General features: G+C 39.2%; 12 protein-coding genes. 1 reads left to right on the plus strand and 11 read right to left on the minus strand.

Annotated features, from left to right (window positions below; genetic code table 11):
- Positions 1–93: 93 nt before the first annotated feature.
- The 9 genes from leuB to ilvD all read right to left on the minus strand — a co-directional run bounded on the left by leuB (position 94) and on the right by ilvD (position 11495).
- Positions 94–1155: a 3-isopropylmalate dehydrogenase gene (leuB, locus tag BELBA_RS02040; RefSeq protein WP_014771089.1), complete on the minus strand. Its 1062-nt coding sequence runs from the start codon at positions 1153–1155 to the stop codon at positions 94–96.
- The gene (locus BELBA_RS02045; RefSeq protein WP_014771090.1) at positions 1124–2752 is read right to left on the minus strand and encodes an alpha-isopropylmalate synthase regulatory domain-containing protein; all 1629 of its coding nucleotides are present in this window, start codon (positions 2750–2752) and stop codon (positions 1124–1126) included. Before BELBA_RS02045 ends, leuB begins: the two co-directional genes overlap by 32 nt.
- Before the next feature lie 257 nt (positions 2753–3009).
- Positions 3010–3603, minus strand: coding sequence for a 3-isopropylmalate dehydratase small subunit (gene leuD, locus BELBA_RS02050; RefSeq protein ID WP_014771091.1), 594 nt, complete (start codon positions 3601–3603; stop codon positions 3010–3012).
- A gap of 19 nt (positions 3604–3622) precedes the next feature.
- Positions 3623–5023 carry a 3-isopropylmalate dehydratase large subunit gene (leuC, locus tag BELBA_RS02055; RefSeq protein ID WP_014771092.1) on the minus strand — a complete coding sequence of 467 codons (1401 nt, stop codon included), beginning with the start codon at positions 5021–5023 and terminating at the stop codon, positions 3623–3625.
- Positions 5024–5025: 2 nt separating this feature from the next.
- Complete coding sequence (locus BELBA_RS02060) at positions 5026–6537, minus strand: 2-isopropylmalate synthase (RefSeq protein WP_014771093.1); 1512 nt, start codon at positions 6535–6537, stop codon at positions 5026–5028.
- 4 nt (positions 6538–6541) lie between these two features.
- Positions 6542–7585, minus strand: a complete 1044-nt coding sequence (gene ilvC / locus BELBA_RS02065; RefSeq protein WP_014771094.1) for a ketol-acid reductoisomerase — start codon at positions 7583–7585, stop codon at positions 6542–6544.
- Between the two features lie 11 nt (positions 7586–7596).
- Positions 7597–8109: an acetolactate synthase small subunit gene (gene ilvN, locus BELBA_RS02070; protein ID WP_014771095.1), complete on the minus strand. Its 513-nt coding sequence runs from the start codon at positions 8107–8109 to the stop codon at positions 7597–7599.
- A gap of 11 nt (positions 8110–8120) precedes the next feature.
- A complete protein-coding gene (gene ilvB / locus BELBA_RS02075; RefSeq protein ID WP_014771096.1) occupies positions 8121–9803 on the minus strand; it encodes a biosynthetic-type acetolactate synthase large subunit in 1683 nt (560 codons plus the stop codon).
- A gap of 12 nt (positions 9804–9815) precedes the next feature.
- Positions 9816–11495 carry a dihydroxy-acid dehydratase gene (gene ilvD / locus BELBA_RS02080; RefSeq protein WP_014771097.1) on the minus strand — a complete coding sequence of 560 codons (1680 nt, stop codon included), beginning with the start codon at positions 11493–11495 and terminating at the stop codon, positions 9816–9818.
- 577 nt (positions 11496–12072) lie between these two features.
- On the opposite strand from ilvD, the gene ispE reads away from it, so the two are divergent.
- Positions 12073–12879 carry a 4-(cytidine 5'-diphospho)-2-C-methyl-D-erythritol kinase gene (ispE, locus tag BELBA_RS02085; RefSeq protein ID WP_014771098.1) on the plus strand — a complete coding sequence of 269 codons (807 nt, stop codon included), beginning with the start codon at positions 12073–12075 and terminating at the stop codon, positions 12877–12879.
- A gap of 55 nt (positions 12880–12934) precedes the next feature.
- On the opposite strand, the gene BELBA_RS02090 is transcribed toward ispE, so the two are convergent.
- Both BELBA_RS02090 and BELBA_RS02095 read right to left on the minus strand, forming a co-directional pair.
- Positions 12935–14467 carry a hypothetical protein gene (locus BELBA_RS02090; RefSeq protein WP_014771099.1) on the minus strand — a complete coding sequence of 511 codons (1533 nt, stop codon included), beginning with the start codon at positions 14465–14467 and terminating at the stop codon, positions 12935–12937.
- Between the two features lie 505 nt (positions 14468–14972).
- Positions 14973–15893 (minus strand): DMT family transporter, encoded by a 921-nt coding sequence (locus BELBA_RS02095; protein ID WP_014771100.1) that lies wholly within the window; start codon positions 15891–15893, stop codon positions 14973–14975.
- Between the last annotated feature and the right edge of the window lie 2 nt (positions 15894–15895).

Genomic DNA, 15895 nt, shown 5'->3' on the forward strand with positions numbered 1-15895 from the left:
AATACAAAAGTAGCAATTCAATGAAAAAAAGCTTTCCCAAAGTTTTAAAACTTTGGGAAAGCTAGCTGTAATTATTCATGACAATGATAGCAATCAAAGATTCTCCGCCAACCAATCCCCTACTTCAGAGGTCTTATAAGCTTTGGCACCTTCGGCGATATCTTCGGTTACGATTCCTTCTGAAAGAGACTTATTGACTACATCGGAAATGGCTTGAGCTTCTGCTTTCAGATCAAAAGCATATTCAAACATCATCGCTGCTGAAAGCACTGTTGCCAATGGATTGGCGATATCTTTGCCTGCTGCTTGCGGGTAAGAACCGTGAATTGGTTCGAATAACTTATTTTCTGTACCAACCGACGCTGATGGCATCAAACCCATAGAACCCGAAATTACAGAAGCTTCGTCAGTCAAAATATCTCCAAAAAGATTCTCTGTAATCAATACATCATAAGCTTTTGGCCATTGGATCAAGCGCATCGCCACCGCATCCACAAATTCATATTCTACTTTGACATCAGGATATTCTGGAGCAAGTTCTTGCACTGTTTCCCTCCACAATCTGGAAGTAGCTAGGACATTGGCTTTATCCACACAAGTCAGCAATTTTCTTCTTTTTTGCGCAGCTTCGAAACCCATTCGAGCCAATCTCGTGATTTCTTCTTTGGTGTAGACATTTGTATCAAAAGCCTTTGTTCCTTGCTCGTTTCGTCCTCTTGGCTCACCAAAATAGATTCCGCCAGTCAGTTCTCTGAAGAAAACAAAATCTACGCCTTCGACTCTTTCTAGCTTCAAAGGAGATTTGTGAATCAAGGAAGGAAAAGTAAATGTCGGTCGGATATTGGCAAAGAGTCCCAATTTTTTTCTCATTTCCAAAAGACCTTGTTCTGGTCTTACTTTAGCTTTGGGATCATTGTCATATTTAGGATCTCCGATAGCTCCAAAAAGCACCGCATCTGCTCTTAAGCAAACTTCATGGGTTGCATCCGGGTAAGGATTTCCTGTCAAGTCGATTGCTGCAGCCCCAACAGCCGCTTCTTCGAAATTGATCGTATGGCCAAACTTCTTTCCAACAGCTTTGACCACTTTTACTGCCTGAGCAATTACCTCAGGTCCTATGCCATCACCTGGCAGTAGCGCTATATTCATTTCCATAGAAATTCTCTTTGTCTTGTTTTGGGTTTTGATTTTTCAGCTCCTGAAATTTTACTTTATCAGAAGCCCTCGTATCCATTTTATCAATAATATTCAACATTTTTTCGGTCGCCATCATCGCAGCTACAGTCTGATCGGAATCCAATCCCTTGGTTTTGAAAATTTTCCCAAAATCCCAAGTGATGACTGTTTCCACAAAAGCATCGGTTTTTCCTCCCGGAGGAATGGAAACATGGTAATCCGTCAATTTGGGAAGCTGGAAACCCTCCGATTTGTAGATTTTCACCAATGCGCGCATAAACGCATCATATTGACCATCTCCAGAAGAAGATTCTTCAAAGGATTTTCCATGGATGCTGAGCTTCAGTTGCACCGTTGGTTTCAATCCCTTCGAGTGGGTCATGTGGTAGCCTTCGATAAAGATATTTTTCGAAATCGAATTGTTCTGCAATACATCAGAAATGATATAAGGCAAATCCTCTGTGGTCACCCGTTCTTTTTTGTCGCCAAGCTCGATGATCTTTTGCGTCACTTTGGTCAATTCATCCTGTTCAAGCGATATCCCCAATTCTTGAAGATTTTTAAGGATATTGGCTTTTCCAGAAGTTTTTCCAAGGGCATATTTTCTTTGTCTACCAAATCTCTCTGGAAGCAAGTCGTTAAAATAGAGGTTCTTTTTGTTATCCCCATCCGCATGGATTCCTGCAGTTTGGGTAAATACATTTTCCCCGACCACAGGCTTATTGGCGGGAATATGTTGTCCAGAAAACTGCTCCACCAACTTGCTGACGCGGTAGATTTTGCTTTCATTGAGACCGATTTTGTAATCTGTAAAATCTTTGAGCACAGCTGTCACTGACTCCAAAGGCGCATTTCCAGCTCTCTCTCCAAGTCCATTGACAGTGGTATGAATCCCAGCAATACCATTGTAAATCGCCTCAAGTACATTCGCAATGGAAAGGTCATAGTCATTGTGTGCATGAAAATCAAAATGACAATCCGGAAATTCGGTTGTGATTAATTTCACAAAATGGGAAACTTCTCTGGGATGCAACAGCCCAAGCGTATCAGGCAGCATGATTCTTCGTACTCGGATTTCATTCAAAAATCCGATCAGTTCCATGGTGTAATCCATAGAATTACGCATCCCATTACTCCAATCTTCTAAGTAAACATTGACTGTGATTCCTTTGCTTCTTGCATATTTTACACAAGTATGGATATCCTCAAAATGTTGTTCAGGAGTCTTTTTGAGCTGATGGGTCAGGTGATTGAGAGAACCTTTGGTCAATAGGTTCATAACTTTCGCTCCAGCCTCCACCAACCAATCCACCGAAGCAGGGGTATCTACAAAACCAAGTACTTCCACCCTGTCGGAATAGCCTTTTTCGGCAGCCCATTGGGTGATTTTCTTGACACCTTCCATCTCACCCCGAGAAACTCTTGCCGACGCCACTTCGATCCTATCCACCTTCAATTCCTCCAATAGCAACTTGGCTATCTGAAGCTTTTCAGAAGGTAAAAAGGACACGCCCGAGGTCTGCTCTCCATCCCTCAGTGTGGTATCCATGATTTCTATTTTACGGTGTGTTCCCATGTGATTTTAGATTTGAGACGTGAGATGTGAGAAATGAGATTTGAGATGTGGGTTTTTAGACTCCAATTATCCAGGATCATCAGCTGAATCAGCGTCATCCCGATGCTCGTGACAGGTTCAGCGTTCTTCATACTACCAAAACTCAACCTTGCTATTTTATTTTTGAAGACCTCAAAGGTCTCTTGAATGTCTTTACTTCTAGAATCTCGTCTCTAATCTCTCGCTTCTCGAAATTCATCCCTCAGCCTTCATCCTTTCTAAACTCTTTCTTTCTCAAACTCCTCTATCTCTTCTTTTAAATTTAAAAGGTAGTCTATGTCATCAAAGCCATTTTTCATGTTCTCCTTTTTATAAGCATTGATTTCAAAGGATTCTGATTGACCTGTGCTCAACAGGGTTATTTTTTGTGTATCTATATCCACTTCTACTTCTGTGCTTGGATCAGCTTCAACTGCTGCAAACAAAACCTCTGCAAATTCAGCACTGATAGTAACAGGAAGTACACCGATATTCAGGCAATTATTTTTGAAGATATCGGCAAAGAAACTTGATACGACACATCTGAAACCATAGTCATACAATGCCCAAACAGCATGTTCCCTACTCGAGCCAGAACCAAAGTTTCTACCTGCGAGGAGAATTTTTCCAGAATAAGTGGAGTCATTCAATACAAAATCCTTTTTTGGATTGCCCTCTACATCATATCTCCAATCTCTGAATAGATTGTCTCCAAAACCTTCCCGTTCTGTAGCTTTCAAAAACCTTGCAGGGATGATTTGATCTGTGTCCACATTTTCGTTTGGAAGCGGGATGACTGTTGAAGTCAATACATTAAATTTATCGTAAGCCATTTTTTCCTTTTTTTAAGAATTAAAAGATCTCTCTAGGGTCACATATTTCACCTTTGACAGCTACTGCTGCTACAGTCAATGGACTGGCGAGCATAGTTCTTGCTCCAGGCCCTTGTCTTCCTTCAAAGTTTCTATTTGAAGTAGAAACCGCGTATTTCCCTGAAGGAATCTTATCATCATTCATCGCCAAACAAGCAGAACAACCCGGTTGTCTCAACTCAAATCCTGCTTCTTCCAAGATTTTAACCAAACCTTCTTCGTGAGCCATTTTCTCTACTTCCCTAGATCCCGGAACGATCCAAGCAGTGATGTTATCCGCCTTTTTCTTACCCTTCACATAATTGGCAACTGATCTGATATCTTCGATTCGGCCATTGGTACAGCTTCCTACGAAAACAAAATCAACTTTCTTTCCTTGTATCGCTTCACCTGGAGCAAACCCCATATAGTCTAGTGACTTCAAGTAAGAAGATTTGTTGCTTCCTTCCATACCTTCGGTACTTGGGATATTCCCTTTGACTTTGATACCCATTCCTGGATTGGTACCATAAGTAATCATTGGCTCAATATCCGCTGCATCGAAATGATATTCTTTATCGAAAACAGCTCCATCATCCGTCTTCAGCGACCTCCAATAAGACACCGCTTTGTCCCATTCTTCTCCTTTTGGAGCATATTGCTTTCCTTTTAGGTAATCAAATGTCGTTTCGTCAGGGGCGATTAGACCTCCTCTGGCACCCATTTCGATACTCATGTTGCAGATGGTCATTCTTGCTTCCATACTTAAGCTTTCGATTGCCGAGCCAGCATATTCCACAAAATAACCCGTAGCACCTGCCGCAGAGATTTTAGCGATGATGTATAAAATAATATCTTTTGAAGTCACTCCTGCACCTAACTCACCATCAACTGTGATGCGCATTTTCTTGGCTTTGCTTTGCATGATACATTGCGTAGCCAAGACCATTTCCACTTCTGATGTACCAATACCAAAAGCAATCGCTCCAAAAGCACCGTGTGTAGAAGTATGGCTATCTCCACAAACAATCGTCATTCCTGGCTGTGTGATTCCCAATTCTGGACCAATCACATGAACAATGCCATGGTGAGCAGAACCCAAATCATGCAATTCAATGCCATGCTTCTTACAGTTTTCACGAAGCTTTTCAACTTGCATTCTTGAAAGCTTGTCTTTAATGGTCTTATCTTGATCCACCGTTGGCACATTGTGATCTGGTGTGCCCACAGTCCTTTGAGGATGAAGAACACCTACGCCACGTTTTTCCAAATTCAAAAATGCAACAGGGCTAGTTACCTCATGGATAAAATGCTTATCAATGAAGAATACATCCGGTCCTGATGGGACAGATTTGACCACATGTGCATCCCAAATTTTATCGAATAATGTTTTCTTTTCCATAATTAAGCTACTGTCACTTTATTTTTGACCGGTATTTTATTTAAAGCATCTACAAATGCCTGCGCAGATGCAACTACGATATCTGTATTGGAAGAAAAACCATAATAAGGGATTTTCCCTTGCATGATTCTCATGTGTACTTTCGCCACATCATCACTTCCAGCAGTAATAGCTTGAATCAGAAATTCTTCCAACTCAATATCCGGCTTTACGATTTTTTCGATAGATTTAAGCACTGCATCTACAGGGCCATTTCCACTGGATGAAGCTTGCTTAATTTTATCACCGACTTTCAGAGTAACGCTTGCTTTGATAGAGCCGTTGGACTCATAACTTACTTTCTCTAGTTCGATAAAAGTTGATTCATCCACATATTTTCCAACCAAAGAAAGTAGGTCTTTTGGTGTGATATCTCTTTTTGAATCCGCTAGAACCAAAAACTCTTCATACACTTCGTTCAAGGCCTCACCTTCCAACACCACTCCCAAAGCATCCAAATGGTGTTTCAATGCAGCTCTTCCACTTCTTGCTGTCAAGACAATAGAGGATTCATGAACTCCAACATCCTTAGGATCGATAATTTCATAATTTTCTCGGTGCTTCAACACACCATCCTGATGGATTCCTGATGAATGTGCAAAGGCATTTCTTCCTACAATGGCCTTATTCGGCTGCACGGGCATATTCATCAATTTGGAAATCAACCTGCTAGTCTCGTATATCCTAGGGGTAACAATACTCGTTTCCACAGGAATATCATGGTGGCACTTGATGGCCATGACCACTTCTTCCATGGAAGTATTTCCAGCTCTTTCGCCTATCCCATTGATCGTAACCTCCACTTGTCTCGCTCCATTCTGAACACCAGAAATAGTGTTGGCTGTCGCCATTCCCAAGTCATTGTGACAGTGGGTCGCAATGATTGCTTTATCAATGTTGGAAACATTTTCTTTCAAATGTCTGATAATTGCTCCGTATTGTTCTGGTAGGCAATATCCAGTTGTGTCAGGAATATTGATTACGGTAGCACCGGCTTTGATAGCCTGCTCTACGATTCGTGCAAGAAAATCCTTCTCAGCCCTTCCTGCATCTTCTGCATAAAATTCCACATCTTCTACATAGCGTTTGGCATATTTTACAGCCCTAACCGCCCGCTCGATGATTTCATCTGGCGTAGATCTGAGTTTGTATTGTATGTGAAAAGGAGACACACCGATTCCAGTATGAATCCTTCCTTTTTTGGCGTATTTCAGTGCTTCAGCAGCTACATCAATATCCTTTTCCACAGCTCTGGAAAGGGCGCAGATAATGGGATTTGATACAGCTTTGGAAATTTCAACAACTGAATTGAAGTCACCTGGACTGGATATTGGAAATCCAGCTTCAATTACATCAACTCCCAGTTCTTCTAATGCCTTAGCGACCACGATCTTTTCTCGGGTGTTCAATTGACAACCCGGTACCTGTTCCCCATCACGAAGGGTGGTATCGAATATCCATAGCTTTTCACTCATAATATCAGTTATTTTCGGGTCTTAATTTTCTGACGGTTGCGCCAGCTTGCCACATTTCAGAATCTCTCAATTCTTTCAACTCAGCTTCTAATTTTACTCTATAGTCAGATTTGCTATTTGAATCAATTGATTTTTGTGCTTCTTTTCCTGTTTTCACAGAATCATATAGCTCTTCAAAAACCGGCTTAGTAGCATCCCTAAATGGCTTCCACCAATCCAAGGCTCCTCTTTGTGCTGTAGTAGAGCAGTTGGCATACATCCAGTCCATGCCATTTTCTGCCACCAATGGCATCAAACTCTGTGTTAGTTCCTCCACTGTTTCATTGAATGCCTCCGAAGGAGTATGTCCATTTGCTCTCAACACTTCATACTGAGCAGCAAAGATTCCTTGAATAGCTCCCATCAAAGTTCCTCTTTCCCCTGTCAAATCAGATGTAACCTCTCTGTAAAAATCAGTTTCAAACAAGTACCCTGATCCAACACCTATTCCAAGTGCTACAACTCTATCTTTTGCTCTGCCTGTTCCGTCTTGGAAGATGGCATAGGAAGAGTTCAATCCTCTACCTTCTACAAACATTCTTCTCAAAGATGTTCCAGAACCTTTTGGAGCTACCAAGATCACATCCACATCAGCTGGGGGAACGATACCTGTTTTCTCTTTGTATGTCACACCGAAACCATGAGAAAAATACAATGCTTTTCCAGGAGTAAGGTGTTTTTTCACTGAAGGCCAAAGTGCTATTTGTCCTGCATCAGAAAGTAAGAATTGAAGGATTGTCCCTTTTTCACAGGCTTCTTCCAATTCGAAAAGTGTCTCTCCAGGAACCCAGCCATCAGCAACTGCTTTGTCCCAAGTCTTGGAATCTTTTCTCTGACCAACGATTACATTGAAGCCATTGTCCTTCAAGTTCAATGCTTGACCAGGACCTTGTACTCCGTAACCCAATACGGCAATTACTTCGTCCTTCAATACTTCTCTAGCTTTCTCCAGTGGAAATTCCTCTCTGGTTACTACATTTTCTTCTACTGATCCAAATTTCAGTTTCATAGTTATTGGTTTTATAAGGTTTGATGATTTAAATATTCTGATACGGAAAATCTAGGCTTTGCTATGGCCACTCGGCCAGACCTAGAAAACTCAAGCAAACTGTAAGGCTTCAATGTCTCTAACAAGGCTTGAGTATCTTCTTTATGCCCTGTGAATTCTACTACCACAAATTCCTTTTCTGCTGCAATGATATGGGCATTATACTGTCTGATCACTTTTTCTAAGCTAGCGTCTAGACTATCTATGGGCAGTTTGTAAAGCGCAATTTCTTGATAGACTACCTCCGTGTCCTTAAAATAATATGCTTTGATCACATCTGTGATTTTTTCTATTTGCTTGACCAATTGGATAATCTGGTCTTCTGTAACAGTACACTCGATGGTGATTTTGTGGATTCCATCCAGTCGGCTTTCAGAAGCTGTAAGTGCATCTATATTGATCCCTCTTCTGGTGAAAATAATCGTGATCCTATTGAGGATACCGATAAAATTTTCTGTATAAATTAATATGGTATAACGATTCATATTTTCTTGATTTAGCTTAGTCTAACCTCTTCTACTGAGCAGCCTGTAGCAATCATTGGGAATACATTATCTTCTTTTTCCACGACCACCTCCAAGAAATATGGTCCATCATGTAAAAACATATCTGCTACCGCTTCGCTTAGACCTTCTCTTTCGGAGACCTTAGAAGCCTTGATGCTGTAGGCTTCTGCTATTTTGATGAAATCAGGATTATCTAATTCGGTGAATGAATATCGCCTGTCAAAAAACATCTGTTGCCACTGCCTTACCATTCCAAGGAAATTATTATTCAAAAGCACAACTTTTACGGGTGCTTTAGTCTGCATAATCGTTCCTAGTTCTTGGATAGTCATTTGGATCCCTCCATCTCCGACCACACAGATTACCTGACGGCTAAAATCATACATCTGTGCACCTAAAGCTGCAGGAAGGGCAAAACCCATTGTTCCCAAGCCTCCTGATGTAACTTGTGTCTTAGAAGTTTTATAGTCAAAATACCTCCAAGCTATCATTTGATGTTGCCCAACATCCGTCACCAAAATAGCGTCATCGGCTTTATATTGATTGATAAAGCGAATCACTTCTCCCATCGTAAGACCAGTCTTAGTAGGTGAAAGATCATTGGCAATGACAGATTCCTTCTCTAATAATTCTAATTCCCTGAATTTACTAAGCCATTCCTGATGATTTTTTTTGTCAACTACCGCAGTCAATAAGGATAAACTTTGTTTACAATCCCCCAAAACAGGAGCATCTGCAAATACATTTTTATTGATTTCTGCTGGATCCAATTCTAAGTGGACAACCTTTGCTTGCTTTGCATAACGCTTCAAATCTCCAGTAACGCGATCATCAAATCGCATCCCAATTGCAATCAAAACGTCGCATTGATTAGTTAGCATATTTGGTGCATAGTTACCATGCATACCAAGCTTGCCCACATAAGAAGGGTGCTCTTCAGAAATCGCTCCTGAACCCAAAAGAGTACAGGCTGCAGGTATCCCTGTTTTGTCCAAAAATGCTCTTAGCTCCTCCTCTGCCTTGCCAATCACAACACCTTGGCCATATAAAACATAGGGTCTTTTTGCTTCATTGATCAATTCAGCTGCTTTCTGAACCTCATCTTTTTTGACTTCGAAATATGGCCTATAGGATCTGATACTTAGACAAGGCACATAATTAAACTCTCCAGCTTCAGTCTGTGCATTTTTTGTGATGTCAATCAAAACTGGCCCTGGACGACCTGATCTTGCAATATGAAAACCTTTTGCAATTGCCGGTGCTATATCTTCTGCTCTTCTTACCTGAATATTCCATTTGGTGACAGGCATGGAAATACCAACTACATCGGTTTCCTGAAAAGCATCTGTCCCCAAAAGATGGGCTGCCACTTGGCCAGTAATACAAACCAAAGGCGTACTATCTATCATCGCATCAGCAAGGCCTGTAATCAAGTTAGTAGCTCCTGGTCCTGATGTTGCCAAAGCCACTCCTACCTGTCCAGAAACGCGGGCATAGCCTTGCGCAGCATGGATTGCCCCTTGCTCATGACGTGTCAAAACATGCCTGATCTGATCACTATAATCATACAATGCATCATACACCGGCATAATTGCCCCTCCTGGATAGCCAAAAATATGTTTAGCGTTTTCGGCAATTAATGATCTCACTACGATATCTGCTCCTCTTATCATGGTGTTGGGATTTTATTGTTTGTCAGTTACGCAACCTTCCGAAGCTGTGGAAACCAATAAATTGTATTTTTTTAAAGTGCCTTGTAGCCCTTCAGACTCCTTTCTCCTCCAAGTTTCCTTTCTTCTTGCTAACTCTTCATCATCTACATTACATGTCAATTTCAAACCTTCTGCATCTATAGTGATTAAGTCACCGTCTCTTAGAAGTCCTATTGGACCACCGAGATATGCTTCTGGAGTAACATGTCCAACAACAAAGCCATGAGTGCCTCCAGAAAACCGTCCATCTGTAATCAAAGCTACATCTGAGCCCAAACCTGCTCCAATGATCATAGATGTGGGTTTAAGCATTTCAGGCATACCAGGCCCACCTTTAGGTCCAATATTGCGGATTACTAAAACTTCTCCTTTCTTTACCTTATGATCTCTTATGGCATCATTTGCCTCCTGTTCTGAATCAAATACTCGCGCAGGACCAGTAAAAGAGCTTCCCTCTTTTCCAGTGATTTTCGCTACCGCACCTTCAGGGGCGAGGTTCCCATCAAGAATACAAAGGTGTCCTATGTCTTTAATAGGCTGTTCTAAAGGATGAATTACATTCACCAAGGAAGGAACTATCGCATCGATACCCTCTAAGTTTTCAGCTAAAGTTTTTCCCGTAACCGTAAGACAATCCCCATGTAAAAAACCATTTTGTAGCATATATTTCATAAATGCTGGAAGCCCACCTTGTTCGTGAAGATCTTCCATCATAAATCTTCCTGACGGCTTAAAGTCACCTATCATCGGCGTTTTAGCATTGATAGCTTTGAAGTCTTGAATGGTAAAATCAATACCGGCTGTTTTAGCTATTGCAATGATGTGCATTACAGCATTGGTACTTCCTCCAAGTGCAATGATAACTGTCACTGCATTTTCTAAGCTCTTTTTAGTAATGATATCACTTGGCTTGAGATCTTTCTCTAGCAAGATTTTCATGTATTTATTTACCTCACGACATTCCCTCAATTTCTCTGGTGAATTGGCTGGATAAGATGCAGAGTATGGTAAAGACATTCCCATCGCTTCAATCGCCGAAGACATGGTGTTTGCTGTGTACATTCCTCCACAGGCACCTTTTCCAGGACAAGAATTTCGGATCACTCCATCATAATCTTCATCAGAAATATTCCCATTGACTCGCTTGCCGAAGGCTTCAAAAGCCGAAACGATATTCAGCTTCTCACCTTTATAATTTCCCGAAGCGATCGTGCCACCATACACCAAAATAGAAGGCCTGTTTGTACGTATCATCCCCATTAAAGCACCTGGCATATTCTTATCACAACCAGCAACAGAAATGCACCCATCAAAGGAGTGCCCAATGATAAACGATTCTACAGAATCTGCAATGATCTCTCTGGAGACTAAAGAATAGCGCATTCCCATGGTCCCCATAGTCGTACCATCAGATATGCCAATGGTATTAAATACTAAACCGGTCAGATCATGCTCTTGAGAGGAAGCTTTGATCAGACCGGCGAAGTCGTTGAGATGCATGTTGCAAGGATTACTTTCATATCCGCAACTGGCAACACCCACAAAGGGTTGGTTCATCTTTTTATCAGTCAAACCTGTGGCGTACAACATGGCCTTGCCTGCTGGATGCTCTTCGTTCTGACTGATTTCCCAACTATACTTTTTCAAACTCATGGTTTAATAGGTTTATTTAATAAGCTTATATAAAAAAAGTGCCTCAGTTGTATGAGGCACTTAGATGTATATGGTTGTTTAATTTATATAGTCTAGCGCCTCATTGCTTTCCAATGATGAGAATAATAATTCCAATAAGGCTGACTGATTTAAACATGTGGTTAGGTTTAATACTTTTCTTCTTTATTTGACAACACAATATTAAACCTCTATTTCGACACTTACAATATTTTAATTCTTTTTTTATCAAATCAATAACGTTTTCATATTGTTATTAATAATTTTACAAAAATTTAATGTACTTTTTTTTGAATTTTACCTAATTTTATATTTTAAAAACTTGAATTATTTAAAAATTTTAAAATAAAAACCTGAATTTCATTAATGTTAACAAAAAGTTAATTTTTTTGATTTTTTTATAAAAATTTTTTTATAAAACATCAAATAAACAAATTAAAAGATGGTTTATTAAAAAGAATATAAGTGATAAATCAATACTATATTTTGTTTTTAAATAAAAAACAAATGTATTTTTTAGAATCTTATAATTTTGCTAGAGAATTTTTAATTTCGAACTATGATCAGTTTCCCAAATGCCAAGATCAACCTTGGCCTACACATTACAGGCAAAAGAAAAGATGGATACCACGAGATAGAAACTTGTATGGTTCCGATTCCACTTTATGATGCCTTGGAAATGATTCTGGATAAGAAGACTACGTTCACAAGCACAGGATTGGAGATCCCTGGAACTGAAAAAGACAACCTCATTTTCAAAGCGCTTAAACTCCTGAGAAAGGACTTCAATGAATTGCCGCATTTGAATATTCATCTGCATAAAAACATCCCGATGGGGGCAGGCCTAGGTGGTGGTTCAGCTGATGCTGCTTTTGCCTTGAGCATGATGAACAATCTTTTTGATCTACTACTAGAGGATTGGTTTTTGGAAGAGTATGCTGCACAATTGGGGAGTGACTGCCCATTTTTTATAGAAAACACGCCTAAAATAGCTACGGGAAGAGGCGAAATCTTGGAACCTGTGGAAGTGGACCTTTCGGGAAAACACCTCCTCTTGATCAATCCCAATATTCATATCGGAACAAAAGAAGCTTACGCTGGCGTAACTCCCAAAGCTTCCTCCATTGATTTGAAAAAAGTACTTGCAGACCAAAGCCGATGGAAAGATGAATTGATCAACGACTTTGAGGCAAGTATCTTTCCCCGATATCCTGAAATTGCTTCGATCAAAACACAACTTTATGAGATGGGTGCATTTTATGCTGCGATGTCAGGGTCTGGCTCGACTGTGTTTGGATTGTTTGAAGAAAAGCCTGAAAAGGGAAATTGGAAAGAAGGTTATTTTGTGTTTGAAGGAGTTTTATAATGTTCAATTTAAAACCTCAAACTCTATTTCCCCCATTTACAAAAGATTGAAAATCTTATATTTTACTGTTTGTTTTAGTTGTATCTGCTGGATTTTTCTCTGTTTTGGTAGTATCTGCTGGAATCGTATCCCTTCTAATAGGCTCTAGTGGAATAGTGTCTATTTTGGTTGAATCAGCAGGAATAGTATCAATGGGAGTTATTTCTGTCTTTATAGCAGGAATCGATGAAGTGTCTATAGATTTTGAAGGGTCTATGCTGAACTGGAATCTTTCTATAAGCTCATCAGCTAGATCATCGTATTTGGTAAGGATTCTGTTCCAATCTTTAAACTTTGATTCATCCCTTGACTCCATTTTTCCTTCAGCCAATTGACTAACAAATTTTACAGCATATTCATTTTGATTTGAATTACTTGAGGATGTAACAATTACGCGATTTCTTGTTGTCAATTCCCCTTTATTAAACTCTTGGTATTTCCAAGCTGAAATCAAGTAGCCTGCATTAAAATCAACCGTTTCTAAGACATCAAATTCTTTAGTAAGAATAGAAATTAAAAGTTTCCAGCTTTCCTCTTTTACATTGGCTGCTTGAGCAGGTAAAAGCAATCTGGAATTTGAAAAATTGGATTCTAAAGAAGCATTATACGCTTCATTTTCCTGAAGATTTACTTGCTCCATTATAGGCAATTCTTCAGCTCCATCTTGGTTACAATAGTTTTTGGAAAATGTTAAATAGCCATCCTTTACAATGTTCACAGTAATGCATTTACCTTTCGCTAAAAACATTTCGTAGCTTCCCAAGGATTCCATTTTACCATTTACAAAAATAGAAGCGTCCGATGGCAGTGCATTAAAGCTTAACACCCTGTCTTCTAATATGATGTTTTGGGTGATAGGTAAAGTATTAGAATTTTCCGCAGTATTACAATATTCTTTTACAATGTCAGCATAACCTTTTTTACTAATAACCACCTCAACGCACTTTCCAAAAGGTACTACAAACTCAGAATTTGAATTGGAAACATTTTGACCATTTACGGAAAAAGAGGCGTCAGCAGGTTTTAAATCTAATTTAACCACTCTATCTTGCAAACTCACCAAATGAACCAAAGGCGGTTCTGCTCTGTCAGTACTGTTGTGAAAAGAAACTTCTTCTGTCACAAATCCCGGTTTTGATACTTTCACAACTACCGTCTGTGATTTTGGAATGACTATATTGACTTGTTTTTGATTCGTAACAGAGTCCCCAAACGAAATCGTAGCTCCACTTTGATCCACCGCAAAGCTCACAAGTCTATTTTCTAAAATGATTATTTGATCCTTATCCCACTTTTCAGTTCGGGGAAATTCAGCTATCACAGGTTCATACCCTTCTTTGTAAACTTTTACTCTATTTTTCGAGTCCTTTTCTAACTTAAAATCAACATTCCCTAAGCCTAGTGATACTGGATTTTCGTCACTATTATCTGACAATTTAAAAAATTCAACATCTGGAAAATTAGAGCTCAACCTGACTTTACTTTGAGCTAGGGCACAAAATACCAAAACTAAATTCAGAAAAACTGTAATGAATGCTGTTTTTAACATAATTAAGTCTATTTAGTATTGAAGAATTTATGGGCTTTCTATCATAGTTGAGCCTATTTAAAAAGCATTTACATTCTTGTTCTTTTGATAAATTATTAATGGACCAATAAAATAATGGCGGAAATATCGGGATTATTTTTAAAAATCATATAAATCCTACGTAATAATCTTCTCTTAATTAGTGGAATACACCGAATTTATTTCTTGAAACCGTTTTTTTTCGAATTTTTAAAAATTTATGGAATTCAGAAATACAAGAAATATATATTTGTAGAATATCTATATCATTCGTAATTATTACATAGTTTAAAACTAATACCACTGATAATCCCCACCTACTTTCACAAAAATCACTGAATTTTTTCTTAAATAAAGAGTCTTTTGATTTTCTCAAATTAACTTCAACTATAATTCTTTTTATAAGAAACTAAAAGTTCAAGAAAAAGATCAAAGGGTATTGCTGAATCAATGTCATTTGTATTCTAAAAAAAACAAATCTTTTTCATTACACTCCTATAACCCTTTTCGATTGCCTTCTCCTATTGAAATAATTAAAAACAGGATAAAGCAAAACTGAGATTAAAATGATCAAGGTACCTAGGTAAAATCCTGGAGTCATCTGTTCCTTTTCTCCAAAGATCAAAACTGCCAGTACGATACCGTAAACAGGCTCTAGGTTTACAGTAAGATTTATGGCAAAAGCTGTCAATCTGCGCATCAACTCCACCGAAACAGAAAAAGCGTACACAGTACAAACCCCACCCAAAAGGAATAACCAAAACCAATCCCAAGCTTGTGGAATCAACTGTAGCCCCACTCCTTCTGTAAAAAATACTGCATAAAATGGCATAAACAAAACCGAAAATATACAGGCTCCCAACATTTCATAAAATGTCAATACATAAGGTGAGTGTCTCTTTGTCAGCCGACCATTGATGACGGTAAAGATCGCTGCAATCAATGCTGAAATCACAGCCATCGTCAATCCTAACCAATATCCTCCTTCAAAGCTGAAAACTACATAAAGCCCAGAAATCACCATCAGGCCAAGCAGAATTTCGAACCATTTTACTTTTGATTTATTGACCATCGGTTCGATAAAAGCTGTCCAAAGCGAGGTAGTTGCCATGCCTGCAAGACAAACTGAAGCTGTTGATATGCGGGCAGCCCAGAAAAACAAAATCCAATGAAGACTGATCAAAAACCCTGTTCCTATGACTTTCGCAAGTTCTTGATTTGACAGCTTGATTTTTTGCTTTTTTACTAAAAAAACCAATCCTAAAAATCCACTTGCCAGCAAAGTTCTATAAAAGACAATTTCTACTGATGGAATACTGATCAGCAATCCTAAAATGGCCGTAAAACCCCAAATCACCACTATGAAATGAAGCATCAAATAATCTTTGATCGTAGAGTTTTGAAGCATAA

This window comes from Belliella baltica DSM 15883, from assembly GCF_000265405.1.
Taxonomy (GTDB): domain Bacteria; phylum Bacteroidota; class Bacteroidia; order Cytophagales; family Cyclobacteriaceae; genus Belliella; species Belliella baltica.

Coding starts and splice junctions, on each gene's coding strand:
- ilvB (WP_014771096.1), bottom strand. CDS start 9,803: ATGATAAGAGGAGCAGATATCGTAGTGAGATCATTAATTGCCGAAAAC.
- leuC (WP_014771092.1), bottom strand. CDS start 5,023: ATGGAAAAGAAAACATTATTCGATAAAATTTGGGATGCACATGTGGTC.
- ilvC (WP_014771094.1), bottom strand. CDS start 7,585: ATGAAACTGAAATTTGGATCAGTAGAAGAAAATGTAGTAACCAGAGAG.
- ispE (WP_014771098.1), top strand. CDS start 12,073: ATGATCAGTTTCCCAAATGCCAAGATCAACCTTGGCCTACACATTACA.
- BELBA_RS02060 (WP_014771093.1), bottom strand. CDS start 6,537: ATGAGTGAAAAGCTATGGATATTCGATACCACCCTTCGTGATGGGGAA.
- ilvN (WP_014771095.1), bottom strand. CDS start 8,109: ATGAATCGTTATACCATATTAATTTATACAGAAAATTTTATCGGTATC.
- leuB (WP_014771089.1), bottom strand. CDS start 1,155: ATGGAAATGAATATAGCGCTACTGCCAGGTGATGGCATAGGACCTGAG.
- BELBA_RS02095 (WP_014771100.1), bottom strand. CDS start 15,893: ATGCTTCAAAACTCTACGATCAAAGATTATTTGATGCTTCATTTCATA.
- leuD (WP_014771091.1), bottom strand. CDS start 3,603: ATGGCTTACGATAAATTTAATGTATTGACTTCAACAGTCATCCCGCTT.
- ilvD (WP_014771097.1), bottom strand. CDS start 11,495: ATGAGTTTGAAAAAGTATAGTTGGGAAATCAGTCAGAACGAAGAGCAT.
- BELBA_RS02090 (WP_014771099.1), bottom strand. CDS start 14,467: ATGTTAAAAACAGCATTCATTACAGTTTTTCTGAATTTAGTTTTGGTA.
- BELBA_RS02045 (WP_014771090.1), bottom strand. CDS start 2,752: ATGGGAACACACCGTAAAATAGAAATCATGGATACCACACTGAGGGAT.